At 69.6% G+C, this 26,555-nt stretch carries 28 protein-coding genes and 1 pseudogene; 17 read left to right on the top strand and 12 right to left on the bottom strand.

Translation table 11 applies throughout. The features are described from left to right. Positions 1-1,517 (top strand): thioesterase domain-containing protein (locus tag O3W51_RS19290; protein ID WP_269287045.1); only part of this gene is annotated, 1,517 nt, incomplete at its 5' end. Here O3W51_RS19290 and O3W51_RS19295 read toward each other — a convergent pair. Further along, positions 1,403-2,272, bottom strand: a complete 870-nt coding sequence (locus tag O3W51_RS19295) for an ABC transporter substrate-binding protein (protein ID WP_269287046.1) — start codon at positions 2,270-2,272, stop codon at positions 1,403-1,405. The genes O3W51_RS19290 and O3W51_RS19295 overlap by 115 nt on opposite strands. Here O3W51_RS19295 and O3W51_RS19300 point away from each other — a divergent pair. The 3 genes from O3W51_RS19300 (at position 2,265) to O3W51_RS19310 (ending at position 3,832) form a co-directional block, all read left to right on the top strand. Further along, on the top strand, positions 2,265-2,462 hold the full coding sequence (locus O3W51_RS19300; RefSeq protein ID WP_232486086.1) for a hypothetical protein: 198 nt from the start codon (positions 2,265-2,267) through the stop codon (positions 2,460-2,462). The two genes, O3W51_RS19295 and O3W51_RS19300, sit on opposite strands and share 8 nt — an antisense overlap. 126 nt (positions 2,463-2,588) lie before the next feature. After that, the gene (gene panD, locus O3W51_RS19305) at positions 2,589-3,011 is read left to right on the top strand and encodes an aspartate 1-decarboxylase (RefSeq protein WP_138351948.1); all 423 of its coding nucleotides are present in this window, start codon (positions 2,589-2,591) and stop codon (positions 3,009-3,011) included. A 32-nt stretch (positions 3,012-3,043) separates the two neighbouring features. Further along, a complete protein-coding gene (locus O3W51_RS19310; protein ID WP_269287053.1) occupies positions 3,044-3,832 on the top strand; it encodes a (2Fe-2S)-binding protein in 789 nt (262 codons plus the stop codon). Between the two features lie 108 nt (positions 3,833-3,940). Here the strand turns inward: O3W51_RS19310 and O3W51_RS19315 are convergent, their stop codons facing one another. After that, on the bottom strand, positions 3,941-4,888 hold the full coding sequence (locus tag O3W51_RS19315; protein ID WP_269287054.1) for a methionyl-tRNA formyltransferase: 948 nt from the start codon (positions 4,886-4,888) through the stop codon (positions 3,941-3,943). Between the two features lie 246 nt (positions 4,889-5,134). Here O3W51_RS19315 and O3W51_RS19320 point away from each other — a divergent pair, with 246 nt between their 5' ends. Continuing rightward, a complete protein-coding gene (locus O3W51_RS19320) occupies positions 5,135-6,487 on the top strand; it encodes a lysine N(6)-hydroxylase/L-ornithine N(5)-oxygenase family protein (protein ID WP_198359100.1) in 1,353 nt (450 codons plus the stop codon). Between the two features lie 278 nt (positions 6,488-6,765). Further along, entirely contained in the window at positions 6,766-7,224 is a 459-nt protein-coding gene (locus tag O3W51_RS19325; RefSeq protein ID WP_138351944.1) for a GNAT family N-acetyltransferase, read from the top strand. A gap of 204 nt (positions 7,225-7,428) precedes the next feature. On the opposite strand, the gene O3W51_RS19330 is transcribed toward O3W51_RS19325, so the two are convergent. The 6 genes and pseudogenes from O3W51_RS19330 to O3W51_RS48875 all read right to left on the bottom strand — a co-directional run bounded on the left by O3W51_RS19330 (position 7,429) and on the right by O3W51_RS48875 (position 11,407). After that, positions 7,429-7,635 (bottom strand): hypothetical protein, encoded by a 207-nt coding sequence (locus O3W51_RS19330; RefSeq protein ID WP_187145190.1) that lies wholly within the window; start codon positions 7,633-7,635, stop codon positions 7,429-7,431. Further along, entirely contained in the window at positions 7,632-8,543 is a 912-nt protein-coding gene (argB, locus tag O3W51_RS19335; protein ID WP_138351943.1) for an acetylglutamate kinase, read from the bottom strand. The genes O3W51_RS19330 and argB overlap by 4 nt, the downstream gene beginning before the upstream one ends. A gap of 17 nt (positions 8,544-8,560) precedes the next feature. After that, positions 8,561-9,712 carry a bifunctional glutamate N-acetyltransferase/amino-acid acetyltransferase ArgJ gene (argJ, locus tag O3W51_RS19340; RefSeq protein ID WP_138351942.1) on the bottom strand — a complete coding sequence of 384 codons (1,152 nt, stop codon included), beginning with the start codon at positions 9,710-9,712 and terminating at the stop codon, positions 8,561-8,563. Then, a complete protein-coding gene (argC, locus tag O3W51_RS19345; RefSeq protein ID WP_138351941.1) occupies positions 9,709-10,749 on the bottom strand; it encodes an N-acetyl-gamma-glutamyl-phosphate reductase in 1,041 nt (346 codons plus the stop codon). The genes argJ and argC overlap by 4 nt, the downstream gene beginning before the upstream one ends. Before the next feature lie 42 nt (positions 10,750-10,791). Further along, positions 10,792-11,007, bottom strand: a pseudogene (locus O3W51_RS19350) (isochorismatase family protein); the annotation flags it as partial. A 196-nt stretch (positions 11,008-11,203) separates the two neighbouring features. After that, entirely contained in the window at positions 11,204-11,407 is a 204-nt protein-coding gene (locus O3W51_RS48875) for a hypothetical protein (RefSeq protein ID WP_381586584.1), read from the bottom strand. A 28-nt stretch (positions 11,408-11,435) separates the two neighbouring features. On the opposite strand from O3W51_RS48875, the gene O3W51_RS19360 reads away from it, so the two are divergent. Then, positions 11,436-11,858 (top strand): hypothetical protein, encoded by a 423-nt coding sequence (locus O3W51_RS19360; RefSeq protein WP_269287055.1) that lies wholly within the window; start codon positions 11,436-11,438, stop codon positions 11,856-11,858. A 134-nt stretch (positions 11,859-11,992) separates the two neighbouring features. On the opposite strand, the gene O3W51_RS19365 is transcribed toward O3W51_RS19360, so the two are convergent. Beyond that, complete coding sequence (locus O3W51_RS19365) at positions 11,993-12,682, bottom strand: M24 family metallopeptidase (RefSeq protein WP_198359103.1); 690 nt, start codon at positions 12,680-12,682, stop codon at positions 11,993-11,995. Between the two features lie 765 nt (positions 12,683-13,447). Then, positions 13,448-13,819 carry a winged helix-turn-helix transcriptional regulator gene (locus O3W51_RS19370; RefSeq protein ID WP_164293223.1) on the bottom strand — a complete coding sequence of 124 codons (372 nt, stop codon included), beginning with the start codon at positions 13,817-13,819 and terminating at the stop codon, positions 13,448-13,450. Between the two features lie 92 nt (positions 13,820-13,911). Between O3W51_RS19370 and O3W51_RS19375 the strand changes: the two genes are divergently transcribed. The 5 genes from O3W51_RS19375 (at position 13,912) to O3W51_RS19395 (ending at position 21,542) form a co-directional block, all read left to right on the top strand. Then, on the top strand, positions 13,912-14,751 hold the full coding sequence (locus O3W51_RS19375) for an SDR family oxidoreductase (RefSeq protein ID WP_198359104.1): 840 nt from the start codon (positions 13,912-13,914) through the stop codon (positions 14,749-14,751). A gap of 679 nt (positions 14,752-15,430) precedes the next feature. After that, positions 15,431-17,371, top strand: coding sequence for an RICIN domain-containing protein (locus O3W51_RS19380; RefSeq protein WP_269287057.1), 1,941 nt, complete (start codon positions 15,431-15,433; stop codon positions 17,369-17,371). Positions 17,372-17,642: 271 nt separating this feature from the next. Further along, positions 17,643-19,505, top strand: coding sequence for a serine/threonine-protein kinase (locus O3W51_RS19385; RefSeq protein ID WP_138351935.1), 1,863 nt, complete (start codon positions 17,643-17,645; stop codon positions 19,503-19,505). Between the two features lie 323 nt (positions 19,506-19,828). Next, positions 19,829-20,404 (top strand): helix-turn-helix domain-containing protein, encoded by a 576-nt coding sequence (locus O3W51_RS19390; RefSeq protein ID WP_138351934.1) that lies wholly within the window; start codon positions 19,829-19,831, stop codon positions 20,402-20,404. A 76-nt stretch (positions 20,405-20,480) separates the two neighbouring features. Beyond that, the gene (locus O3W51_RS19395; RefSeq protein ID WP_138351933.1) at positions 20,481-21,542 is read left to right on the top strand and encodes a threonine aldolase family protein; all 1,062 of its coding nucleotides are present in this window, start codon (positions 20,481-20,483) and stop codon (positions 21,540-21,542) included. Between the two features lie 44 nt (positions 21,543-21,586). On the opposite strand, the gene O3W51_RS19400 is transcribed toward O3W51_RS19395, so the two are convergent. Further along, positions 21,587-21,823 carry a hypothetical protein gene (locus O3W51_RS19400; protein ID WP_232486077.1) on the bottom strand — a complete coding sequence of 79 codons (237 nt, stop codon included), beginning with the start codon at positions 21,821-21,823 and terminating at the stop codon, positions 21,587-21,589. Here O3W51_RS19400 and O3W51_RS19405 point away from each other — a divergent pair. After that, positions 21,813-22,307, top strand: a complete 495-nt coding sequence (locus O3W51_RS19405) for a TetR/AcrR family transcriptional regulator (RefSeq protein WP_232486078.1) — start codon at positions 21,813-21,815, stop codon at positions 22,305-22,307. The genes O3W51_RS19400 and O3W51_RS19405 overlap by 11 nt on opposite strands. 233 nt (positions 22,308-22,540) lie before the next feature. Here O3W51_RS19405 and O3W51_RS19410 read toward each other — a convergent pair whose 3' ends face one another. Then, the gene (locus tag O3W51_RS19410; RefSeq protein WP_269287058.1) at positions 22,541-23,245 is read right to left on the bottom strand and encodes a GntR family transcriptional regulator; all 705 of its coding nucleotides are present in this window, start codon (positions 23,243-23,245) and stop codon (positions 22,541-22,543) included. Positions 23,246-23,410: 165 nt separating this feature from the next. Here O3W51_RS19410 and O3W51_RS19415 point away from each other — a divergent pair, with 165 nt between their 5' ends. The 4 genes from O3W51_RS19415 to O3W51_RS19430 all read left to right on the top strand — a co-directional run bounded on the left by O3W51_RS19415 (position 23,411) and on the right by O3W51_RS19430 (position 26,525). Continuing rightward, positions 23,411-23,947 carry a YbhB/YbcL family Raf kinase inhibitor-like protein gene (locus O3W51_RS19415; RefSeq protein WP_138351931.1) on the top strand — a complete coding sequence of 179 codons (537 nt, stop codon included), beginning with the start codon at positions 23,411-23,413 and terminating at the stop codon, positions 23,945-23,947. A gap of 8 nt (positions 23,948-23,955) precedes the next feature. Next, on the top strand, positions 23,956-24,648 hold the full coding sequence (locus tag O3W51_RS19420; protein WP_138351930.1) for a metal-dependent transcriptional regulator: 693 nt from the start codon (positions 23,956-23,958) through the stop codon (positions 24,646-24,648). A 306-nt stretch (positions 24,649-24,954) separates the two neighbouring features. Then, positions 24,955-25,776, top strand: coding sequence for a hypothetical protein (locus O3W51_RS19425; RefSeq protein ID WP_138351929.1), 822 nt, complete (start codon positions 24,955-24,957; stop codon positions 25,774-25,776). Further along, positions 25,773-26,525: a class F sortase gene (locus tag O3W51_RS19430; RefSeq protein ID WP_269287059.1), complete on the top strand. Its 753-nt coding sequence runs from the start codon at positions 25,773-25,775 to the stop codon at positions 26,523-26,525. The genes O3W51_RS19425 and O3W51_RS19430 overlap by 4 nt, the downstream gene beginning before the upstream one ends. The last annotated feature ends 30 nt before the right edge of the window (positions 26,526-26,555 follow it).

The following is a 26,555-nucleotide window of genomic DNA, read 5'->3' on the forward strand; positions in this document are numbered from 1 at the left end:
ACTCCGGCGGCGGGCTGGAGTTCCTCGGCCGCGGCGACCACCAGGTCAAGGTCCGGGGCTTCCGGATCGAGTTGGGCGAGATCGAGTCCGTCATGGCGGCGCATCCGGGCGTGGCGCGCGCGGCGGCCGTGGCCCGTACCGACGGGCAGGGCAACGGGCGGGTCCTCGCCTACCTGACCACGGCCGACGGCACCCCTGACGTGCCCCGGACGCTCGCGGCACACCTCGCCACTCAGCTGCCCTCGTACATGATCCCCGCGGCGACGACCGTACTGGACGAGCTTCCGCTCACCCCCAACGGCAAGGTGGACCGGGCGGCACTGCCCGAGGTCGACTTCGCGGACCTGACGTCGCACACCGGACCGCGCTCGCGTACCGAGGCCGCCGTCTGCCAGGCCGCCGCCTCGGTGCTGGGTGTCGAGTCGGTCGGGGTGGACGACGACTTCTTCGTCCTCGGCGGCCATTCGCTGCTGCTGGTCCGGCTGGCCGCCGCGCTGCGCCGCGAGTTCGGGGTGGAGCTGCCGGTCGCGGAGCTGTTCGCGCTGCCGACTCCGGCGGCGCTGGCCCGCAGGCTCAGCGGCGCGGCCGCCCCGGTGGGCGACGCACTGGCGCCGCTTCTGCCGCTGCGCACCGGGGGCGACCGGGCGCCGCTGTTCTGCCTGCCCCCGGCCAGCGGTCTGAGCTGGCAGTTCGCCGGGCTGAAGCGTCACCTGCCGGACGGGATACCGCTGTACGGCCTGCAGTCGCCGCGGCTCAGCCGCACCGACGATCTGCCCACCACTTTCGGGGAGTTGGCGGCCGAGTACGCCGAGCTGATCGGTCGGACCGCCCCGGCCGGCCCCGTCCGGCTGCTGGGCTGGTCGTTCGGCGGAGCGGTGGCCCACGCGGTGGCGACGCTGCTGACCGCCGCGGGCCGGGAGGTGTCCTTCCTGGGCATGCTCGACTCGCGGGCCAGGGTCCCGGCATCGCAGGACGCGACGGAGGAGGACGGGACGCAGCGGTACGACGCGGCGTGGGACGGTCCGGCGGCCGTGGTCCGGCTGCTCACCGAGCTGGGGTACCCGGTCCCGGCGGAGCAGGCGGCCTCGATGTCCGTGGCGGACGCGGTGGTGCTGCTGCGCCACTCCGGTGGCGAGGTGTCGATGCTGGCGGACGGGCAGATCGCCCGGGTGGTCGAGAACTACCTGGAGAGCGACCACCTGGCCGAGCACGCGGAGTTCGGGGTCTTCCCCGGCGACGCGGTGTTCGTCGACGCCACCGTCGCGGAGCCCGGCTTCCACGGCACGGCGTCGGAGCAGTGGGCCGCGCACATCGGTGGGGCCCTGCGGGTGCACGCCGTCGCGTGCGGGCACTCGGAACTGCTCGACGCCCGGACGCTCGACATCCTCGGGCGTCCACTGCGTCAGGACTGGTTGGACAGGTCGGCCACCTTGGTGTCGGTCTTGCCGTCGACCGCGTTGGCCAACTGCGGGACCAGTACGTCCAGCGCGTACAACAGGGCGTTGGGGCCGCTGTAGGACAGCGCGCCCGCCAGCGGGGTGTCGAAGCTGGTGTAGAGCGTACGGTCGCTCTTGACGACGTTCAGGCGGGCGAAGGCCGGCGAGGCCAGCATCGCCGGCTTGGTCGCGCCGACAACGACCAGCACGTCCTTGTCGATCAGGTCGAGCCGCTCCTCGCTGAGGTCTTCCTTGACGGTCTGCGTGGCGAAACCGAGCTCGTCGAAGAGGACCCGGCGCGGGTCGTGGGCCGGAGCGATCCAGTGCTGGCCCTTGTCGGGGCCGTAGTCCATGGCGAGCACCTTGCCGGCGAACTCGGGATGGGCCTTCTTCGCGGCGGCGATCTTCGATTCGACCTTGTCGACCAGTGCCTGGGCCTCGGCGCTCTTGCCCAGCGCCTGGCCGGTCGTCAGCGTCTGCACGTTCCAGGGGGTCTTCTCGTCGAGGTATGCGCTGGACTGGACGACGGTCGGCGCGATCGCCGAGAGCTTCCGGTAGCTCTCCTTGGTGACCGTCTCGTTGATCGCGAGGATCACATCGGGACGTTGCTTGGCGATGGCCTCGAAGTTCAGCTCGGCGGAGAAGGTGGGCAGCTTCGTGCCGCCCAACTCCTTCTTGACCCAGGGGTAGGTCGGGTACTGCGTGAACCACTCGCGGGTACTGACCGGCACCACGCCCAGTGCCAGCGCGAAGTCCTGGTCGTCCCAGCCCACGGTGACCACCCGCTTCGGCTTGCTCGGGATGGCCGTGGAGCCGAACTTGTGCTTGATGGTCACGGGAAAGGCCGAGCCGGACGACGCCGCGGCGGCGGGTGCCGTGGTGTCCTCGGACGACGAGCACGCCGACAGCAAGGCGGCGCCGACCACGAAGGCCGTTATCGTCGCGGCGAACCGCGAACGCAACCGTGTTCTGGGAGAGATGCGGATCGAACTGGGGCGAGCCATCGTGCTCCTTTCCACCCGGTGACGTCTGGCACATTCACGCGGGCTCTGGCGGGGGTTCCAAAATTCAACTTAGGTTAGCATTACCTAAATCCGCTCGGGCTCCGGTCCGCGCGGCCGACTCGTCATTTCGTCATACGGAGGGCATGACATGCAGCGCACTCTGCTGGGCGGCAAGATCCACCGGGCCACCGTCACCCAGGCCGACCTGCACTACGTGGGTTCGATCACCATCGACAAGAACCTGTTGGAGGCCGCCGATCTCCTGGAGGGCGAACAGGTCCACGTCGTCGACATCACCAACGGAGCCCGGCTCACCACTTACGCCATCGAGGGACCCGCAGGTTCCGGCGTCATCGGCATCAATGGCGCTGCGGCTCATCTGGTCCAGCCGGGCGATCTGGTCATCATCATGTCGTTCCAGCAGGTGGAGGAGAGCGAAGCCCGCCGCCACCAGTCGCACGTCGTCCATGTCGACCAGGACAACCGCATCGTGGACCTCGGCACCGACCCGGCCGCCCCCGTCCCCGGCGCGGCCGACCAGCTCTCCGGCGCCCTTGTCGAGACACACTGACCCGCCCCTCCGGCAGGACAGGCAGTCCAGCGATGGAACCGATGGAACCGGCCCGGCTCGGCCAGATCATCGCCGAAGTCTCCGAACTCGGTGACCACTTCCACCTCTTCACCGCCCACGACGGCCCCGGCTGGCGGGCGCTGCGCGATCGCCTCAGCGACCGCGACGCCCTCGAAGCACGCATCCTCGCCACCGCAGATGCCTACCGGACCACCGAGCTGCGCGTCGCGGCGTCCAGCGTCTACCAGGACCTGGCAGCTCGCCTGTGGTTCCCTGTCCTCGGCGCGGCCGTCCTGCACCGCACCGTCCTGGACTGGACGCCGACCCGGCTGTCCTGGCGGGCCTCGGCCGCCGGCCCGCTCCCACTCCGCCTGTCCGAGCCCAGGGGCATGGAGACCAACTGCCCTGAGGCCACAGCCGAACCGCTCTACCGGGCGATGGCCCGAATCCTGCAGCCGCTGGCCGACCTCACCCGCGCAGTCGTCAAGGTCTCCCCGCGGCTGCTCTGGGGCAACGACGCCTCGTCACTGACCGGCGTCGTCGGCGTCATCGCCCACGAACGGCCGTCCCACGCACGCGAAGCGATCGCCCTGGGCGACCGGCTCCTCGGCCTCGGCCACCTCCGGGGCACCGGCCACCAGGCGGAACCTGTGGCCGGGCACCCGTTCTTCACCAGAACCACCTGCTGCCTCAACTACCGCATCCCCGATGCGGGCAACTGTGACGACTGCGTCCTGCTCGCTCCCGGGAGCCGTCAGGAGCGATGGCTCGAAGCTGTGCGAGCCGAGCGTGCGGCCCCGGACGCTCACCTTCGGCTGTGACGCGGATGGGTTATACCGTTCCTCTGAGTCGGGTCGGCCCAGCCTCCTGCGCGTATGGCGGTGCCGAGGGCCCAGGATCGCCTGGGCCCTCGGTGCTCAGCCGACGGGTCAGGGACGGCTGGTGAGGTAGCCGCCCATGGAGGTGAAGTACTCGAGGGCCGGCATCTCCTGGCCGTCCTCGGTCCGTACGCGGCTGATGGCCAGGCCGTGGTTGCGGCCCCTGCGGGCGTCGGCCCCGGCGACGATCACCACGCCGTCACCTTCGCGGTAGAAGACGCGGCCCGGGGTGCCGCCGTACCGGCCCTGGGACACGACGGCGGAGACCACTTCGAGGCGCTTGCCGTTGTGGAAGGCGAAGGCGCTGGGGTAGGGGGCGGACTGGGCGCGGACCAGGCGCGCGAGGTCCTCGGCCGGCCAGCTCCAGTCGATGCGGATGTCCTCCTCGGACCGCTTGTGGAAGAAGGTGGCCTGGGAGCGGTCCTGCTGGGTGAACTCCGTCTGCCTGGAGGCGATCAGAGCGAGGGCGCCGGTCGTTACCGGGGCGATGAGGTCGACCGTCTTGTGGAACAGATCGGTGGCCGTGTCGGTCGGCTCGACGGGGACTGCACGCTGCTGGACGATGTCGCCCGCGTCGAGCTCGTCGTCCATCATGTGGGCCGTGACGCCGACCTCGGGCTCGCCGTTGATGAGGGCCCAGATCAGTGGCGAGAAGCCGGCGTACTTGGGCAGCAGCGAGTCGTGGACGTTCAGTGTTCCGTGCCGGGGGAGGTTGAAGATGCGCGGCGGGATCCACGTACGCCAGTTGTTGGCCACGATGATGTCCGGGTCGGCCTCCTTGAGACGGTCGAACAACTCCTCGTCGTCGGGCCGGTCGCGGATGACCACGGGGACTCCGTGCTTCTCGGCCAGCTCAGCCACCGAGTCGCTCCAGATCTTCTCGTAAGCGTGCTCGCTCTTGGGATGCGTCACGACCATCACCACGTCGTGCTCGGAGTCGAGGAGCGCTTGCAGGGTGCGGTGCCCCCAGGTCTGATAACCGAACATGACGACCCGCATGGGGTTCCTCCTCGAAAGAGCGAATGACCGGCGCTAAGTAAAGCAAGGCTTACCTAAGGGTACAACAGCCCGCGATTCTAGGGCGTTTGACGGCATGATTGACGTTTTGCCTGTTTTGTCCGGGTGACAGGTTGGCCAGATCAGGTTAGCTTTACCTAAGTTCCGCTCGGCCGCCGCTTCCGGTGTGCCCGACGCCTCGTCCTCACCCACACCTCACACGCGGCTGTCCCGCACGATGGGAGTGACATGTCTCAGGTTCTTCCTGGCGACGCACCTCTGGTCCACGACCTCATTGGCATCGGCTTCGGGCCGTCCAACGTGGCCATGGCGATAGCGCTCAGCGAGCACAACGCTCGCGTCGGCAGGCAGGAGGCGGTCACCGCTCACTTCTTCGAGCAGCAGCCGAAGTTCGGCTGGCACCGCGGCATGCTGATCGACGACGCGACCATGCAGGTGTCCTACCTCAAGGACCTGGTGTCGCTGCGGAATCCGGCCAGTGAGTACAGCTTCCTCTGCTACCTGCAGAGCAAGGGCCGCCTCATCGACTTCGTCAACGCCAAGAACCTGTTCCCGCTCCGCGTCGAGTTCCACGACTACTTCGAGTGGGCCGCGGCGAAGGTCGACGACATGGTCTCCTACGGCCACGAGGTCATCGCCGTCGAGCCCGTCGTACGCGACGGTGTGGTGGAGTACCTGGACGTGACAGCCCGTTCGGGATCCGAGGTCGTGGTCCACCGGGCCCGCAACCTCGTCATCAGCACCGGACTGCGTCCCGTCATGCCGGAGGGCGTCGACCGGACGGACCGCGTCTGGCACAACTCCGAGCTGCTGAAGAAGGTCGACGGGCTGGAGGGCACCAACCCCTCCCGCTTCGTTGTCGTCGGCGCCGGCCAGAGCGCCGCCGAGAACGTGGCCTACCTGCACCGCCGCTTCCCCGAGGCCGAGGTCTGCGCCGTCTTCTCCCGCTACGGCTACAGCCCCGCCGACGACAGCAGCTTCGCCAACCGCATCTTCGACCCGGCCGCGGTCGACGAGTACTTCACGGCCCCCGACGACATCAAGCAGAAGCTGATGGACTACCACGGGAACACCAACTACTCCGTGGTGGACATCGACCTGATCGACGACCTGTACCGGCAGGCGTATCAGGAGCGTGTCCTCGGTACCGAGCGGCTGCGCTTCATCAACGTCTCGCGGCTCACCGGCGTGGAGGAGACACAGGACAACGTCCGGGCCACCGTCAAGTCCCTCATCACCGGCGAGGAGACGACGCTGGACGCCGACGTCGTCGTCTACGCCACCGGCTACAGCCAGGCAGACCCCGTGGGCCTCCTCGGCGAGGTCGGGGACCGCTGCCACCGCGACGACCAGGGACGCATCCGGGTCGAGCGCGACTACCGTGTCGCGACCCACCCCGAACTGCGCTGCGGCATCTACCTCCAGGGCGGCACCGAGCACACCCACGGGATTACGTCGTCCCTGCTGTCCAACACGGCGATCAGAGTCGGCGAGATCCTGCAATCGATCATCGACCGCGACCTGAAGGCCGCCCCGGCCACGGCCCAGCCGCTCGCTGACGGCATCGGTACGGCCCGCTAGTCCAGCACTCGACGAGCACCCGCGCCGGGGGCTGTCCCTGTCGGTGGAACCCAGGCGCCGCTTGGAGGGATGCAGTCGGCCCCGGCCCCGACACACCCCAGGGACGGAATCATGCTCTGTACGAGGCTGACGAACGCGTACATCCGGTCCAGGATCGGGGACATCGAGGTCGTGGCGACGTTCGTGGACGGGCGGGACGTGGGGGAGGGGCACAAGCTGTGAGGCTGTCGTCCCGCGCGCACCAACCGCTTTGCCCACCCCACACCCCCACGTCGTCCGTGCGCTCGGCCGGTTCCCGGGACGCCGCCGCTCTCGCCGCTCTCTCACGTCCGTTCATCCGCGCGGGCGTACTGCGTGAGCGGCCGTTCCATGTCTACGCGTCGCAAGCGACCGACTTCCTGGTCGCCGAGGCGCCTGACGGCACCTTGGACGGCTGCCTCGCGCTGCGCGTCGACGACCCGGACCCGACGCGCGACGGCCGGGCCCTCGGGGTCCTGTACAACTTCTGCGTCGCGCAGCACATGCAGGGGAGTGGTGTGGGGGCACGGCTTCTGGGCGCCGCCCTGGCCCGTGGGCGGGCGCAGTCGCTGGACGCGCTGTTCACGGCGACGACCGGCAGTGGCCGCCTCTTCCTGCGGCACGGATTCGCTCCTACGTGCCCGAGCCTGGCCCCTCTGTCCTGGGCACGGTCTCTGGACCCCCGGCGGGGCGCCCGCGTACTCGCCCGGGTCCTGTGAGCGCCACCTGGTGAGCCGTCACGACGAGAGGGCGGAACCCGAGCCGTAACGGCTCGGTCCCGCCCTCTTTCGCACCGAGTGGACGTCACTCGCGCTGACGTCACGTGCCGAGGATGGCTGGCGACGCTCCCACCAACTGGGCGATCTCCGCCTCCGTGACCGTCAGAGCGGGAGCCAACCGCACGGTCCGGTCGCCGGCGGCGTTCACCAGGAACCCGGCCCCCTGCGCCGCCCGCTGAATCCGGGCCGCCACCGGGCGATCCCGCCAGTGAAGTCCGTGTAGGCGCGGCCCGATTTGTCCCACACGGTGCGGCCGTCTTCGCGGACCAGAGCCAGCGGGGGAGTGCCATAGGTGTCCATCATCACCGCTCGCCAGCGGTCCGTCAGCGGTGCGGCGCCGGCGGCGGTCATGAGCTCGTTCCTCCCCTGTCGGGTGTGCTGTCGGGTACGACCGTGGTGCCGGGGCTCCTCCCGGTGAAGACGCCGCGCAACACCGCGTGCGGTACCCGTCCGTCGAGCACGTGCGCCCGGCCGACTCCTGAGCGGACCGCTCGCAGACAGCCCTCCATCTTCGGGAGCATCCCGCCGGCGAGGCCCGGCAGCAGCACGTCCAGCTCACCGGCAGTCAGATGCTCGATCACCTCGGTGCTGTGCGGCCAGTCCGCGTACAGCCCCTCCACGTCCGTCAGCATCACCAGGCGCTCCGCGCCGAGCGCGACGGCCAGCGCGGACGCCGCGAGATCGGCGTTGATGTTGTAGACCCGCCCGTCCGTGCCGCGCGCGACCGGCGAGATCACCGGGATGCGGCCCTGCTCCAGCAGCACCTGTACGGTACCGGGGTCCACCGCCACGACGTCGCCGACCAGGCCGATGTCCACCGGCCGGCCGTCCACCAGGGCGCCGCGTCGTACCGCGGTCATCGTGTGCGCGTCCTCGCCCGACATGCCCACGGCGAACGGCCCGTGGGCGTTGATGGCACCGACGAGCTCACGCTGGACCTGACCCGTCAGCACCATACGGACCACGTCCATGGTCTCCGGAGTCGTCACTCTCAGGCCCGCCTCGAAGCGGACCTCCAGGTCGAGCCGGGCAAGCATCGCGCTGATCTGCGGTCCGCCGCCGTGCACGACGACGGGACGCAGCCCCGCGTGCCACAGCTCCACGACGTCCTGAGCGAACGTCCGGTGAAGCGCGGGATCCACCATGGCGTTGCCGCCGAACTTGATGACGACCGTCCGGCCCTGGAGTTCTTCCTGCCAGGGAAGGTCCCCCGGTGGCAGGTCCGCCGCGGCCACGTGCTGTTCGACGGGAGCCTTCATCCCTGTCCCCGTCCCGTTCATGAGCTGTAGGCGCTGTTCTCGTGGACGTACTCGGCGGTGAGGTCGTTGGTCCAGATGGCCGCCGAGGCGTTGCCGGAGCGCAGATCGACGGTGACGGTGACCTGGCGCCCCGACAGATCGACCTTGTCGCGGGCCTCCCCGGCCGCGCCGTCCCGGCAGACCCAGACGCCGTTGATCGCCACGTCCAGGCGGTCCGGGTCGAAGGCGGCGCCCGTTGTGCCGATAGCCGACAGCACCCGGCCCCAGTTCGGATCCTCCCCGTGCAGCGCGCACTTGAGGAGGTTGTTCCGGGCCACCGACCGGCCCACCGTCACGGCGTCCTCCTCGGACGCCGCGCCGACGACGGCCACTTCGATCTCCTTCGACGCGCCCTCGGCGTCCGCCACCAACTGACGCGCCAGGTCGAGGCACACCGCGTGCACGGCGTCGGTGAACTCCCCGTCGTCCGGGGTCACGCCGGAGGCGCCCGACGAGAGCAGGAGCACGCTGTCATTGGTGGACATACAGCCGTCCGAGTCCACCCGGTCGAAGGTGGTGCGTACGGCGGCGCGCAGCGCGGAGTCGAGAGCCGGGCCGTCGATCTCGGCGTCCGTGGTGAGGACCACCAGCATGGTGGCCAGCCCGGGCGCGAGCATCCCCGCACCCTTCGCCATACCGCCGACGGTCCACCCGGACCGGGGCGCCACCGCGGTCTTGTGCACCGAGTCCGTCGTCTTGATCGCCACGGCCGCGTCCTCGCCGCCGACGGCCGACAGCCGGTCGGCCGCGGTGTCGATGCCCGCCGTGACCCGGTCCATCGGCAGTGGTACGCCGATGAGCCCGGTCGAGCACACCGCCACGTCGTTCACTTCCGCGCCGACCGCCATGGCCGTGCGCTCGGCCATCAGACGCGCGTCCTCGGTTCCGGCCGGGCCGGTACACGCATTGGCGCCCCCGGAATTGAGGACCACTGCGGAGAGCCGATGGTTCGCCAGCATCCGGCGGGACCAGCGCACCGGCGCGGCCTGTATCCGGTTCGAGGTGAAGACCCCGGCGGCGGAACGCGACGGCCCCTGGTTCACGACCAGGGCCAGGTCGGGATCGCCGGATTCCTTGATGCCGGCGGCCACACCGCTCGCAAGGAACCCGCGGGCAGCGGTCACGGTCACGGAGCCACTCCATTCGTGGGCAGGCCCAGCCACTCCGGCAGGCCGAGGGCGACATTCATGCTCTGCACCGCGCCACCCGCGGTGCCCTTCACCAGGTTGTCGATCGCGCTCACGCAGACCAGACGACCGGCGGCCGCATCCACAGCCACCTGCACGTGCACGGTATTGGAACCCAGGACCGATCCGGTGGAGGGCCATTGGCCGGGCGGCAACAGCCGGACGAACGGCTCGTCGGCGTACGCGGCTTCGAAGACCGCGCGCACCTCGTCCGTGCCGCTGTCGACCCCCATGCCGGGGCGCAGACGGGCCGAGCAGGTGGCCAGAATGCCGCGTGGCATGGGTGCCAGCATCGGGGTGAAGGACACGGTGACCTGCTCGCCTGCCACCCGCGACAGGTTCTGCGCCAGCTCCGGGGTGTGCCGGTGGACGCCACCGACGCCGTACGGGGTCATCGAGCCCATCACCTCGGAGCCCAGAAGGTGCGCTCTGGCCGCCCGGCCCGCGCCCGAGGTTCCGCTGGCCGCCACGATCACGGTTTCGGGCTCCACGAGCCCGGCCGCGTAGGCCGGGAACAGCGCCAGGCTGACGGCGGTCGGGAAGCATCCCGGTACGGCGATCCGGTTCGCGCCCTTCAGTTCGACTCGGGCGCCCGGTAGTTCGGGCAGTCCGTACGGCCACGTCCCGGCGTGCTCGGAGTGGTAGAAGCGTTCCCAGTCGCCGGCGTCGTGCAGACGGAAGTCCGCGCCGCAGTCCACGATCAGGGTGTCTTCCCCCAGCAGACGGGCCAGGGGCGCCGACTCGCCGTGCGGGAGGGCGAGGAACACCACGTCGTGCCCGCGCAAGGTGTCCGCCGAAGTCTCCTTGAGCATTCGGTCGGCGAGAGCGGACAAGTGCGGCTGCACCTCACCGAGCACCTGGCCGGCTCGGCTGTGTGCCGTCACGGAACCGATCTCCACGCCGGGATGTGAGTCGAGCAGGCGCAGGATCTCGCCGCCGGCGTAGCCACTGGCCCCGGCCACCGCGACCCGTACGGTCATGTTCTTCCGTCTTTTCTGTCAGTGGGGGCATGCGAAGACGCGTCAGGCGTCCCGAGGGGTCCTGCGGAGCAGCAGGTCTCGCAGCAGGGCGTTGGTGGTGCGGACCTTGCCGTTGTGCGCGGCCCACCGCAGGGCCATGGCGTGCTCCTCGGCGGAGAAGTCGGCCACGGCGTCCGCGACGACGAAAGGCTGAATGTCGTTCATGAAGGCGTCTGCGGCCGTCAGGAGGACGCTGAGGTGCGCATACACCCCACAGACGCCACGAGACCGCGGCTGCCAGGCTGTTGGGCAGCCGGCTCGGCGCTGAAGACCACCGGCATCCCCATGGCTGTTCCTCCCCTTGACGGCCCGGCACACACTGCGATGTGACTTAGCTTAGCCTAACCTAATGTCGAATGATCTCGTCCAAGCATCCTCGATGAGCCCGACCGGATGCGGAGGGTGCGGGCAGTCGTCAGGAGGCTCGCGCGGTGCGCGCGACCGGGTGAAGCGCCGCGAAGTCCAGCGGTGCGTACGGGTCGATCGACACCTCCAGCGGGGCCGGCTGTGCGCCGGCCCGCACCAGTAGTTCGCCGACGGGGTGGGGGTCGCCCGATCCGGTGGACTTTGGGCATACGGGACACCTGAGCGCGGGTACGCCGCTACCGTCCAGAGCCATGAATCGGACTTCTTGGGGCCTGGCCACCGTGGTCCTGCGGGACGGTGAACGCCGTTCAGCCATAACGGTCCAGCCGCCTGACGCGGTCAGGTACGCCGATTTGGCGGTACGGCTGAAGGCCGCGGGAATGCGTCGGCCGACCCGCCGCGAGTGGGACGGCGGGCTGTGGCCGATGACGCACTGCACGGTGACCGTCGAAGCAGACCGGATCACGCAACTGGACACCGGCCGCCTGAAGCTGGCCTGCACCTCCTCCCTGGCACTCAGTCCGGGATGGCACGCCGCGGCGGTCCATGGGCATGTGCTCGTCTCATTGGTCGAACCCGGGACATGGGCTCAGTCACATGCGGCAGACGAAGGCATCGAGGACGCTGTCCTCGTCGCGGCAGTAGATGCCGGTCGCCTGTTCTGCGGGCTGGCCGACATCCGCACCGTCACCGCCCCACGATGAATGCGCTGGTAACCAGCGCCGACCGCCCCGGTGCACCGCTGCCCCGGAAGCGTCCGGGTGAGACCGCATCATGGCCGGGCGACCAGGGCACCCGTCGGGCCGATGTGATCCGCCCAGTGCAGCCACGGCCACGATCAGCCGAGGTCGAGCAGCTGATCGTGGAAACCACCGAACCCGCGATCCCGATCGACGAGGTGCACCTCCAGCACCCAGTGGCAGGGACGCCCGGCCTTGTCCTCGCGCCGCAGTTGCTGCGTATTGCCAGGTGCGATGAAGGACATGACCTCGTCCTGGGCGACCGTCTCCGGGGGGACCTCGCCCACCAGATGCCCAGCGTGCGGGCTGCCGAACTCCCACCCCGCCTCGGTTGTCAGCTCAGCGATGACCGTGAAGAGCTCTTCGCCGGTTATGCCAGGATCGCTCTCGAACGCGCGCCTGCCCGCTTCGAAGATCAGTTGCAGATCGTCCCGAAGCCGCAGCTTGACAGGAGACCCGCCGAGAACCGCAGTACGTCGGAAGTGGGCTTCCCTCTGTTCAAAGACACCGCCCAGGTCACAGACAACGACCTCGTCGGCGTCGACGAGCCGATCCTCCGGGCGCACCTGATACGGCTGAAGGGTGTTCGTGCCCGACCGGACGATCCGCTCGTCCTCACCGCGCCGCACGCCGAACAACTCCTGCGCGAGATCGCGAATCCGCTCACTGATCCCCTGCTCACTCTCGCCCGCGGTGACCAGCCGCCGACTCTGCACCTCAGAGAAGAGGGCAATGGCCTTGGCCTGGGCGTCTAACAGGCTCTCCACGCGTTCGGATTCATCATGCATGCGGCCGAGCCTACGGATCCGCCCGCATCGCGACCAGACGACGTATCCACAGCTGCGATCGCTACGAACGATTGGCTGGTGGACCTCGTACGAGGCCAGGTCCGCCGGGTCCTCCGCCGCGAGTGCCACCTACCCGTCGGGCCGTAAGAGAAAGAGCCCCCGGTCCCCGTAGGCCTTGTGTGCGTGGCCGTCCACGTCGATGACGTCGCCCTGCTCGCCGGGCCGGCCGACCCGGACCGGCTTGTAGCGTTCCGAGGCTGGGGCATCGGTCCCGCCGAAGGCGAGGAGAGTGGCGTGCGGGCCGCGGAAGAGGTCGAAGAGACGGATGGGCCCACAGGGGGCGTCGGGGGCGCGTCTCCGGCGCGCAGCGCGTCGTCGCCCAGGCCCTCTCGGTACTCGCGGGTCAGGGGGCTCTCGCGGTAGCCGAGGCCCAGTTGGAAGGTCGCGCCGCCGCGCTGGGAGAAGCCGCGGTCCTTGTCCACGCGGTCCTGCTCGAAGACTAGGGTGGTGAGGGCGAGCACATGCCGCGCGACCGGCCGCCGCTCGGCCTCGTAGGTGTCGAGGAGCGCGTCGGGCGCGCCGTGAGCTGACGTAGCATCACGTTTCCTTCGGCGCCCCGCCCCCTTCACCGGTCGGCAGCGGGGCGCCGCGATTCTTCCGTCGAGGGTGGGGTCGGCCCATGTCTTCGCCGTAGCCGCAGACGTTGAATCGGAGTGGTTCCGTAGGGGCGCACGGCAGTGCCATCGCCACAACCGCGGCGGCGAATTATCCCGCGCTGTGCGGCGACAGCCGCAGCGTGATCCGGTCGAACAGCTCCGTCAGCGGCTCGCCGACGTCCCGGCCGAACTCGGTCAACCCGTAGGTCACCTGAGGCGGCGTCGTCGGTTCGACCTCACGCCAGATCAGGCCGTCCTGGACCAGCCCGCGCAGGGTCTGCGCGAGCATCTTCTCGCTGATGCCCCGGATGCTGTCGCGCAGTTCGTAGAACCGGAGGCTGTTGCTCCGCAAGGAGATCAGCACCCACACGCCCCACCTGCTGGTCACGTGGTCGACCACATCGCGCGCGGGGCAGTCGGTGTGAAACACGTCATACCGCTTCCCCGCCTCGGCCTGTCTGTCCTGCACGCCTTCCGTCATGTCAGGAGCTTACCTCGGGGTATGTCCTTACCAAAAGTAAGCCCGTGCTCCTAGCGTGCAGACCACTGAGGACTTCCGACAAGGAGCTGATCATGATCGTGGTAACCGGGGCTACCGGGAATATCGGCCGGCCGTTGACGCAGGCACTGGCCGAGGCGGGCCATCAGGTGACGGCGGTGTCACGACACGGGGCGGCGGTGCCCAACGGCGTCCGCCACATGGTGGCCGACCTGGCCGAGCCCGCCACACTCAAGCCCGCGCTGGCCGGGGCGAAGGCACTGTTCCTTCTGCTGTCCGGCGACCTGCACGCCACTGGAGCCAACCCCGCCGACATCATCGGCGAAGCTGCGGCCGGCGGGGTCCGCCGGGTCGTCCTGCTCTCCACGCAGGGCGTGGCGACCAGGCCCTACGGCCAAACGCGGATCGCGATGCGCGCACTGGAGGACACGCTGCGGGAGTCCGGTCTGGAGTGGGCCATCCTGCGGCCGGGCGGCTTCGCCTCCAACGCCCTGTGGTGGGCCGATTCCGTCCGCACGCAACAGCTCGTCGCCGCGCCCTTCGGCGACGTCGGGCTGCCGATCATCGACCCGGCGGACATCGCCGCGGTCTCGGCGGCCTGCCTGGTGGAGGACCGGCACACCGGCGGTGTGTACGAGCTCACCGGTCCGGAGGTGATCACTCCGCGCCGGCAGGCGGAGGCCCTAGCCGCCGCGCTGGGCTCGCCGGTGAGGTTCCACGAACTCACCCGCGACGAGGCCAAGGCCGCCATGACCCAGAGCATGCCGTCGGAGCTCGCCGACGACACGCTGGACATCCTCGGTTCGCCGAGCCCGGCCGAGCTGCGCGTCAGCCCGGACGTCCAGCGGGTCCTCGGCCGCGCCCCGCGTCGGTTCGCCGACTGGGCTGCCCGCAATGTCGCAGCCTTCCGCTGAGACCGGTCAGCGCCGCTGGAACTGACACCTTTGGGGGGGGCCGTACCCCTCCTCGTGCCGGCGTTCGGTGCGCTGCCCCTGAGGGCGGCCCTGTCGGCCGGATCCGAGGCCGCTAAGGCTCGTTCTCCTTGCAGTTGGCCGGGAGCCGATCGGCTGTGTCGTCGTCCCAGGACCAGGACCGAGTGTCCTTCGGACGGTGCGCGGCATGGGGTCGAAGGGTCGCAGGTTCACATCCTGTCGTCCCGATAGTGCGACCAGCGGGTTTGTCGGCAACGACAAGCCCGCTGGATGCGTTGGGAGTACCTGCGATGGTCCGGTGAGGGCAACCCGGCACCAAAGATCGTCCTTCGTAGCGGCACCCCTGGTCAGGAGTACGCCCGCGAAAGTCGTCGGGGAGGCCCAGGGCTCGCAGAGCGGTCAGACGGCCTGCTCACCCGACGGGCCGTCAGAGGGCAGGGCGTGTTCGCGGGCGGCGCGTTCGAGTTGTGGTGCCGATGGATCGGCCGCCCATGCGGCAGCGGGCAGCAATTACCCGCTATCAGACCCTTGCCACGCCCCGGATTTCTGTCCAATACTGCGCACTACAAGCTCCACGTGGTCTATACCGCGCAGATCGAGCAGCGAATCGCGCACAACCCCGCACCGTGCCGCACCGTCCCTCCGACAGACCGGACACCCGATGCGACCACTCAGAACCCTGGCCGCGGCCGCCCTCGCCGCCAGCCTCGTCCCCGTCTACCTGCTCGCCGCGGCGCCGGCGACCCACGCCGCCACTGGCACCCCGACGACAGTCCCGTCCCTGCGCTCCTGGACCGCCGGCACCGGCTCGTTCAGCTTCATCTCCGCCAGCCGCGTCGTCGTCGACCCCGCCTATGCCGCACAGCTCACCGCAGACGCGAACACCTTCGCCGCCGACCTTTCCGCCCTCGAAGGCCGTACGGTCGCCGTCGTGCAGGGTGCCGCGGGCGTCGGCGACATCGCCCTCACGCTCGGCGGCAACGGGCTTCCCGCCGAGGGCTACACCATGACCGTCGGCAGCAGCATCAGCATCCAGGGCGGCACCACGACCGGCGAGTTCTGGGGCACCCGGACCGTGCTGCAGATGCTGCACCAAGGCTCGACGATCACCGCCGGCACGGCGACCGACTCGCCGACCAAGGCCGAGCGCGGCCTGATGATCGACGCCGGGCGCCGGTTCTTCGACGTGCCGTTCGTCGAGAACCAGATCCGCGACATGGCCTACCTGAAGATGAACTACCTCCACCTGCACCTGTCGGACACGTTCGGGTTCCGGCTGGAGAGCAGTACACACCCCGAGGTCACGTCGACCCAGCACTACTCCAAGCAGGACATCGCCGACATCATCGCGGTCGGCAACAAGTACCACGTCACGATCGTCCCGGAGATCGACATGCCGGGGCACATGGACGCGATCCTCACCGGCGAGCTCAACATCGGGCACGACTACCGGCTCAAGGACAGCTCGGGAGGCGTCAGCAGCGCCTTCATCGACCTGTCCATCCCCGGCGCGCGGACCCTGATCAGTGATCTGATCAACGAGTACCTGCCGTTGTTCGCCTCCTCGCGCTATTGGCACATCGGCGCGGACGAGTACGTGACCAACTACAGTGCCTACCCACAACTGCTCACCTACGCCCGCGCCAACTACGGTGCCAGTGCCACGGCCAAGGACACCTACTACGGCTTCATCAACTGGGCCGACAGCCTGGTCAAGACCGGAGCCAAGACCACCCGCATGTGGAACGACGGCATCAAGGCCGGCGACGGGACCATCTCCCCGAACGCCGACATCGTCGTCGAGTATTGGTACAACTACGGCCTCACACCGCAGCAGTTGATCAACGCCGGGCACACCGTCGCCAACGAGTCCTGGGACCCGACCTACTACGTCTACGGCGGCTCGAAGCCGAACACGACGTGGATGTACGAGACCTGGAACCCGGACCTGTTCCAGGGCGGCAACACCATCAACAGCGCTTCGAAGAACCTGGGCTCCCTGCTCCACGTCTGGTGCGACAACCCCAGCGCCGAGACGCAGGACCAGACCGCGGCCGGGATCAAGTACCCCATGCGGGATCTGGCGCAGATGACCTGGGGCACCCCCGAACTCGCCGCCACCTACGCCGCCTTCGTTCCGATCATGGACGCCGTCGGCCGCAACCCGCTCTGGCCCGGCTCCGGCACCGGCAACCTCAACGGCGTGCACACGCTCACCACGGGCGGCAAGGCGCTCGACGACCCGGGCGGCTCGACCACCACCGGCACGCAGCTCATCACCTGGGCCCTGCACGGCGGCGCGAACCAGCAGTGGACGTTCACGCAGCAGTCCGACGGCTCCTACACCCTCGTCAACGGCACCTCGGGACTCTGCGCCGACGTGAACGGCGGCTCGACGGCCGCCGGAGCCAAGATCATCCAGTGGACCTGCTCCGGCACCACGAACCAGGAGTGGACCGTGACCCCACTGGCGGGCGGCGGCTACACCGTCAAGTCGGTCAAGAGCGGACTGCTGCTGACCACGGCCTCCACAGCCGACGGCGCGCTGCTGACACAACAAGCCGACACCAACTCCGCGCTCCAGCACTGGACCATCGGGTAGTCCGCCGGGACCGGGTCCGAGCACACGCTCGACCCGGCATCTGCTCCGGCACGAGGGGGGCCGCCGCAGCGTGCGGCGGTCCCCCTCGGACGTCTTCGGCTCCGCCGGTGCTTCGACCGGGTGACCGAGGCGACCGCCACCCCGGCGGGCACCGACCTGAAGGTCCTGGCCGGCCTTGGGGTGCAGGCGCTGCGGGCGGGTTCTTGTTCGGGCCGGTAGTGTCGCCGCTGCGCGGAGCGGGTTGACGTACACGGGGGAGAGTGGGGCACGGATGCACGTCCTGGAGCCGGGGGATCCGCGGCGGATAGGGGAGTTCACGCTGGTCGGCAGGCTGGGTTCCGGCGGTATGGGCCAGGTGTTCCTGGGGCGTTCCGCGGGCGGTCGGGCCGTGGCGGTGAAGGTGGTCAAGGCGGCGCTGGCGGAGGTTCCGGAGTTCCGGGCCAGGTTCCGTCAGGAGGTTGCCGCGCTGCACCGGGTGGGCGGTGAGGGGACGGCTCCGGTTCTGGGCGCCGATACCGAGGCCGCGGCCCCGTGGGTGGCCACCGAGTACGTGCCGGGGCCGGCACTGGACCAGGTCGTCGGGTCGGGCTACGGGCCGTTGCCCGAGGCGACACTGCATGCTTTGGCGGGGCGGCTGGCCCGTGCGCTGTGCGCGATCCACGGCGCGGGTCTGGTGCACCGCGATCTCAAACCGTCGAACATCCTGCTGACGGTCGACGGCCCGCGCATCATCGATTTCGGTATCGCCCGGGCGCTCGACACCGCGGCAGGCAGCGTGCGGACCTCGACCGGGGTCGTGCTCGGCTCGCCGGGTTTCATGTCGCCGGAGCAGGTGCGCGGACAGCCGGTGACGGCTGCCGCGGACGTGTTCAGCCTCGGCTCCGTGCTGGTGTACGCGGCGACGGGGCGGCTGCCGTTCGGCTCGGCCGAGTTGGGGCCGCACGCGCTGATGTTCCGTGCCGCCGAGGAGGAACCGGACCTCACCGGGGTGCCGCAGGCGCTGACCGGTCTGGTGACGGCCTGCCTCGACAAGGACCCGCAGCGGCGGCCCACAGCCGAACAGCTCGCCGCGGGCACCCACACCGACGCGGACGGGCCGTGGCTGCCCGCGGAGCTGCTGACTGAGCTCGGCCGGCTCGCCGCCCGGATCCTCACCGCGGAGACACCACCGCAGATACCCCCTGTGGAGGCATCGCCGCAGGTAATCGCCGCGGACGCACCGCCGCTGGTACTCGCCGCTCAGACACCGTCGCAGGGCTCGACGGCGCCGACGCGGTTCACGCGGCGGTGGCGGCCGGTGCTGGCCGCAGTGGTGACGCTCGCCGCGGTGGCCGCGGGCGTGGCGCTGATCCTGCGTGACGGTGGTGACAAGGGCCCCGCGGCGGGCAGCACACACTCGGCGACCGCGCCGGCGTCGAATTCGGCATCACCGAGCGCCGGGCCGGGAGTTCCGAATGAGTTCGTCGGCGCCTGGGAAGGCGTGGTCGAGGGCAATTCCGATCTGCCGAAGCGGGTACTGCGGCTGGAGATCGCACCGGGCCGGCCGGGCGACAAGGTCGCCGCGTACATCGACACCGACCGGAATGTGCAGTGCACAGGGCGCAGCAAGCTGGTGTCGACCGATGCCGACACCGTGGTCGTCGCCGCGGGCCAGGTGACCGCGGGAGTTCCGCAGGGACGCTGCAAGCCGCTGTCCCAGCAGACCCTCAAGGTGCGGTCGCGAGACGTGCTGGTGTGGACGTCCGGCGGCCTGACGGCCGATTTCTACCGGTCGGCCGGCGGAGGGACCGCGGTGCCGGACCAGTACGTCGGCGTCTGGGTGCCGGCCAACCCGGCCTATCGGGAGAAGGAGTTGATCTCGATCACGCAGGGCCCGGTCGGTGGCCGACTGGTGCGGATCTCGGGCATGGCGGGCATGGAGGACGGCACGGAGCAGTTCTGCGACAGCACTCTCGCCATCGGCGCGGTGTCCCCGGTGCTGGCGCTGAGCCCGCCGACCTACGCGGCGAAGTCGGGCAAGGGCTGCCGTGAGCCCTCCGCGATCTTCTTCATGGTCGGTCGCGACGGCCATCTGCTGCTGTACAGCATGGACGCGGACGCCGAACCGGGAGAGTACGTGCGGAAGTCCTCGTAGCGGGGGCCGTCGGCGCCTGGCCGGAGGCGCACCACCGCTTCGACAACCTTTACCGTGACGTCGCGCCGGCCACCGGCTGCGCCCGCCGGCCTCGCCGCTGGTACCGCGGCGCGCGGCGTTCGCCATTCGTCGGACCGGACGATCGGCTCCCCGCAGTGAGGGTCGTTCACTAAAACGAACGATGGGTTCAATACTGCGTCGAGTGTTCGGTATAGTGAACGCATGGTTCATTCAATCGAGGCCATTCGGGTCGGCGCACAGGTCCGCGCCCACCTCGATGGCACCGTCCGCGTGTCCTGCACCGCACCGCAACGGAGCCGCTGATGACACCCCCGCCGTCCGGCCGCCAGCCGGTGAGCAGTACCGCAGCCGCAGTCGGCGCGAAGATCCGCCTGCGCCGCCAGCAGCGTGGGATGAGCGCCGCGGAGATGGCCCGGCGCGCCGGGCTGAGCAAGGCCACGCTGTCGCAGCTGGAGTCCGGCAACGGCAATCCGACGATCGACACCCTGGACGCGATCGCGATCGCCCTGCGTATCCCGATCGCCGACCTGCTGGCACGTGACGCCGACACCGGGCCGGTCTTCCGGCCGGGCACGGACACCGAGCCCGGCGAGGTCTCCCGGGAACTGCTGCGCCGCATCAGCAGTGGCAACAGCCTGGAGATCTGGCGGCTGCGCATTCCACCCGAGAGGGAGCTGCCCGGTGTCCCGCACGCCACCGGCACGATCGAGCACCTGCTCGTTGCCACCGGGCACGTGACCGCCGGCCCTGTCGACGCCCCGCAGGATCTGGGTCCCGGCGACATGCTCGCCTTCGCCGGGGACGCACCGCACTTCTACCGCACGGGCGCCGAGGAAGTGGACATCACCGTCGTCTTCGCCTCGCCCATCAGCACCTGATGCCAGACACACCCCCATCAGCGCCTGATGCCAAGACGCACCTCCCATCAGGGCCTGAGACCAAGGAACACCCCTCATGAGCACCACCATCGCCATCACCCCCTCCAGCCGTGCGTTCATCAGCGACAACATGGCCGGGGCATCCGAGCAGATAGTCCGGGCCGTCGCCGGCGCGGCCGTCGGGCAGGTCCTGCCGTACGGCAACGACCCCTTCACCGACAACGCCCGCCGCAGGCTCGGCGAGATCTTCGAGCGGGACGTCGATGTCTTCCCGGTCTCCACCGGGTCCGCCGCCAACGGCCTGAGCCTGGCCGCCCTCACGCCACCGTGGGGCAGCGTGCTCTCCCATCCCGGCAGCCACATCAACACCGACGAATGCGGCGCTGCGGAGTTCTTCACCAACGGCGCCAAGCTCGTCGGTGTCCCAGGCATTGACAGCAAGATCGACCCGGAAGCGCTGCGGGCGGCGGTGGGCCGGCGGGCCGGTGACGTGCACAGCGTGCAGCCGTCCGTGGTGAGCATCAGTCAGGCCACCGAGAGCGGCAGCGTCTATACCGTGGAGGAGATCCGCCGCCTGTCCGCCATCGCCAAGGACGCGGGACTGCGCGTCCACATGGACGGCGCGCGCTTCGCCAACGCCCTGGACCATCTCGGCGTCGGCCCGGCCGAGATGACGTGGAAGGCCGGCATCGACGTCCTGTCGTTCGGCGCCACGAAGAACGGTGCGATGACGGCCGATGCCATCGTCTGCTTCGACCCCGCGCTCGCCGCCGAGCTCGCCTTCCGCGCCAAGCGGGCCGGCCAGCTCGCCTCCAAGATGCGCTTCCATGCGGCCCAGATCGACGCCTACCTCACCGATGGCCTATGGCTGCACAACGCCCGCCAGGCCAACGCGATGGCCACCCGGCTCGGCGACGGCCTCAAAGCCATTCCCGGCACCGGCCTGCTGGCCACGCCGCAGGCCAACATCCTCTTCTGCCGTCTGCCCCAGCAGGTCACCGAAGGACTCCTCGCCGAGGGCTACGCCTTCTATCACGACCGCTGGGAACCGGGAATCGTCCGGTTCGTCACCGCTTTCTCCCACAGCGCCGACGACGTCGACCAACTCCTCGACGCAGTCCGCCGCCACACCCGCTGACCGACGGCTCAGGTGCTGCGCACAAGGCCGACGGTGCGTATCTGTCAGAGGGCGTCGTGGGCCAGAAGGCAGCGGGCACAGTCCAGTACGGTCTCCTGGGCGGGCCGGGGCTGCCAGCCCATCATCCGGTGGGCCTTGTCGGTGTTGTGGCGGTTGCGGCGGCCCCGTGAACCCAACGCCACCCCGAGCCACTCGTACGGACGCGTCACCAACCGGGCGCGGATCCTCGCTGCCGCGGGCGAGGCGTTCGCCGCGTCGTCCAGCGCTTCGATGACCGCCATCGCCAAGCAAGCCGGCGTCGGCGTCGGCACGCTCTACCGGCACTTCCCCACCCGGGAGGCGCTCATCGTCGAGCTCTACCACCAGGAGATCCAGAAGGTCATCGACCTGGCGCACACCCTTGCGGCCTCGCTCCCACCGCTGGAGGCCCTGCGTCACTGGTTCGACGAAGTCGCCCGCTACGGACAACTCAAATACGGCGTGGCCGAAGTGATCCACGCCGCGGCCAACGGCGGCCTCGACGACGAGAACTACGAGTCCTTCCTCGGTGCCATCGCCGTCCTGCTGGCCGCCGGCGTCGCCGAAGGCACCCTGAAACCCGGGACCGATCCTGAGGACGTGCTCCTGCAACTCAGCGTGCTGTGGCGCATCCCTCCCGGGGCCGGAGAGCCAGGCACGCGCCGCACGCATCCTCGATCTCGTCATCGACGGCCTGCGCACCCGTCCTTCCTCGGCATGACGACCCAGGCCGGCCCTGCCATATGAACGGGCTCAGGGCCAACGGCCGCGCGGGCGAGTACCGCTGCCTGGTCCGTAGATGACAGCTGGGGACATGACGGAGAGTGTGTCCCACGCGGCTGTGATCTACGTGTGACGGTGCGGTTGTCCCGTCCCGCTAGACGTTCCCCCTGGCACGACGAACTGGCCGGAGTCGAAATGTTCGAGCCTCTTCCAGCAGCGCTCGTAGGCTGCGAGCGTCCGGCGGGTGGGCGAGTCCATCAGGCGTCAACCGAGGGTTCGTGGTGGGGGCGGTCGGTCAGTGCGACCGCCGTCATGGTGAGGTGCTGGGTCAGTACCTCGGCTGCGGCGTCGGCGTCGCGGGCCAGCGCGGTCTCCTCCAACCGGCGATGCTCGGGAGCTCCGTCACGCTCGGGTCGACGGTGCGCCGTCCAGCGGCGTGCCAGCTCGCTCGCAATCCACATCCGGTCGAAGGTCTCCAGCAGGACCGGGTTGCCGCATCCCTCCAGGAGGGTGCGGTGGAAGTCGCGGTGGGCCGCGGCCCATGCGTCGCTGTAGTACTCGCCTTCTCCCGGCACGTATGCCGGGGTGCGGGCCAGGCGGTGGTGGGCCGCTCGTACGCGAGCCTCCCAGTCGACATCGCCGCGCTCGATGGACATGCGCAACATGACCGGTTCGATGGTCCGGCGGGCTTCCGCGATCTCCTGCCAGCGGCGGTCGGAGAAGGCCGGGACGGCGAAGCCGCGGTTCGGCAGCCGGTCGGCGAGGCCCTCGCCGACCACCCTCACCAGTGACTCGCGTACGACGGCCAGGCTCACGCCCTGTTCCTTGGCGAGGCTCTGCGGTTTGAGGGCGTCACCCGGGGCGTAATCCCCGCGCATGATCGCGTCCCGCAGGTGTGTGTAGACCTGCTCGGAGAGCATCTGCTTGCCCGGCGAAGTCGAGGTGTGGGCCGTCTGCGTCATGGCCTCATCATAGACGATCCCTTCAATAATCGATTATTAGTGTTATCGTCGATTCATCGGCGATGAGAGCCGACGGCAGTGCTCCTGCGCGGCACCGCGGTCCCTCCGTCGACACCGCATCGCCGCCACTCCGCAGCACGGCCCGAACGGCCCGAAAGGAACGACGTGACAACCGCCAACAACCCCTTCGCCCGCCTCCCTGAGGCGGCCTCCTTCACTGTTGCCAGCACCGCCGTCACCGACGGCGGCGCCTGGTCGCCCGAGCAGTTCTCCGCCGGCGTCCCCGGTGGGAAGGATGTCTCCCCGCAGCTGTCCTGGAACGGCGCCCCGAACGGCACCAAGAGCTACGCCGTAACCGTCTACGACCCCGACGCCCCCACCGGGTCCGGGTTCTGGCACTGGGCGGTCGCCGACATCCCCGCAACCGTCACCGAACTGCCCGAGGGCGTCGGCAGCGACACCGGCTCGGGCCTGCCCGAAGGCGCCTTCCAACTGCCCAACGACGCCCGCGCAGCACGCTTCATCGGCGCCGCACCGCCGGCCGGACACGGCCCGCACCGCTACTTCGTCGTGGTGCACGCCCTCGACGTCGAGTCCATCGGCGTCGCGGCCGACGCCACCCCGGCCGTCCTCGGCTTCACCATGGCCGGCCACATCCTCGGCCGCGCGGTGCTGACCGCCACCGCCGAAACCCCCGCCTGACCAACGGCATGACCCACCTCATCGACACCACCGAGAAGTATCTCCGCACCATCCTGGAGCTCGAGGAGGACGGCCTGGTCCCCCTGCGCGCCCGTATCGCCGAGCGGCTGCACCAGAGCGGCCCCACCGTCAGCCAGACCGTGGCCCGCATGGAGCGCAACGACCTGCTGCATGTCGCCGCCGACCGACACCTGGAACTGACCGAGCACGGCCGGCGGCTGGCGATGCGCGTGGTGCGTAAGCACCGCCTCGCGGAGTGCCTTCTCGTCGACGTGATCGGGCTGGAATGGGAGCAGGTCCACGCCGAAGCCTGCCGTTGGGAACACGTGATGAGCGAAGCCGCCGAGCGCCGCATCCTGGAACTGCTCCAGTACCCGACGAAATCGCCCTATGGCATCCCGATCCCGGGCCTGGAGGAACTCGGCCGGACGAGCACCATGGATCCCTTCCCCGACGAGAGAATGGTCAGCATCAGCGACCTTGAGCCCGGGCCGAACGGAACGAGCGCCGTCGTACGGCGCATCGGGGAGACGATCCAGACCGACCCCCACCTGATGCACACCCTGCGGCACGCCGGGATCCGGCCCGGCGCCGTCGTGAACGTGATGTCCTCGCCCGGCAGCGTGACGGTCAGCGGCGGCGCGGAGGCGGTCGAACTCTCCGTGCAGACGGCCGCCTACGTCCTGGTGGCCGAGCGCTGAGCTCAACTGAGGCACGCGCGCCCGCTGTCGTGGCCGGCGCAGACCGTCGGGGGGCCTCGACCACGATCGTGGTCGAGGCACCCCGACGGTCTCCTGGCACGTCACGGCAGGTGGCTGCGGGACCCCGCAGTGGGATCACCGGGCAGGTTGCGCCCTGCCCGACGGCCCGTTCAGAAGTTTTTCAAAGAACCACCAATCCAACGGCGTTGGGGCTCCGAAGAAGCAGAGAGACCACTCCCCGGGATCTCGCGTCACCCCCGTACGATCTGCGGTTCCTCCCTCGGGGGCCGCGGAACAGGAGCGAATGTGATAGCCAAGCGCACCGGTCGCCTCGTGGTACTCGCCGCCCTGCCTGCCGCCATGTTCCTGACCGTGGGACTCTCCTCGCCAGCTCTCGCGGAGGGCGGCAATGCCTATCAGATCGACCTGGCGCAGCTGAACAACTCCGGTTCCCGGGGTACCGCCATGCTCAGCATCAAGGGCAACAAACTCACTGTGCAGATCGAGTCCGAGGGCATGGTGCCCGGACAGCCCTCGGCCCAGCATCTGCACGGCTCGACCAATGGCCATGACTTCCACTGCCCGGACGCCAGCGACGACACCAACGCCGACGGGGTCCTCAGCAACACCGAGGCCACCGTGGACTACGGCAACATCAACATCTCGCTCACCACGTCCGGGGACACCCTGGCGACCAGCGGTCTCGCCGTGGACCGCATGCCCGTCGCCGACAAGCAGGGCAAGCTCTCCTACAAGCGGACGCTCACCGTCTCCAAGGAAGTGGTCGACCACATCAAGGACCTGCACATCGTGCAGCACGGCATCGACCGCAACAAGAACGACAAGTACGACTTCGAAGGGGCCGGGGTGAGCGAGCTCGACCCGAAGCTCCCTCAGGAGGCCACGGCTCCGACCAACTGCGGAATGGTCATGGGCGCGTCCGTGGGGTCCATTCCGGTGGGCGGTATCGAAACCGGGGGCGGTGACCCGCAGAGCGCGATGGTGCCGACGGCGTTGGCCGGCAGCGCGGCAGCCGTGTCCGTGGCGGCGGTCGGCGCGGCGGTCGTCGTGAGGCGTCGGCGTGCGCTCGCCGGCGTCCGGACGGAGTCCTCGAGGAGCGCCGCGTGAAGCCCGCTCACCTCTCCGCTCACCTCTCCGCTCACCTCTCCGTACCGACCGCGCCTCCTGCGCCCGACGCCGCTACCGCGCGACCCCGCGGCCGCGGAGTCACCGGCCTGGCCGCCGTCCTCACCCTCGCCGCACTGACGCTGACCGGGTGCGGGGGCCAGGACGCCGCTGCGCCCCCGGCGCGCCAGGCTCAGAAAGCCGTACAGGGCCAGGCGCCCGCCGGCGGCTCCCAGAGCGCGTCGCCGGAGGCCGGAGCGCAGGGCGGATCGAATGCGGGAAACGCCGCGCCCGCCCTGGCCCGATCGGCGCCGCAGACGATCACCATCCCGTCCCTCGGCGTCTCCAGCAACCTGGAGACGCTGCGCCAGGACAAGGACGGAGTCATGAAGGCCCCCAAGGACCCCGATCTCGCGGGCTGGTACGAACCCGGTCCGACACCCGGCTCCGTGGGACCGGCCGTCATCGCCGGCCATGTCACCTGGAACGGTGCGGCGGCGGTGTTCGCGAAACTGAAGACCATGAAGGCCGGCGACACCATCGAGGTGACCCGGCAGGACGGCAGAAAGGCCACGTTCACGGTCGACCGGGTCGCCGAGTATCCGAAGGCCAAGTTCCCCACGCTCGAGGTCTACAAGAATCTCGACTACGCGGGACTCCGCCTGGTCACCTGCGGCGGTGAGTTCGACCCGAAGAAGAGGTACTACGACAGCAATGTCGTGGTATTCGCCCGCATGACGGCTGCCGCGTAGCGAAGAGGGCGAAGCAGCGTGCTGCGAGCT

Source organism: Streptomyces sp. H39-C1 (assembly GCF_027158125.1).
Classification (GTDB): domain Bacteria; phylum Actinomycetota; class Actinomycetes; order Streptomycetales; family Streptomycetaceae; genus Actinacidiphila; species Actinacidiphila fildesensis.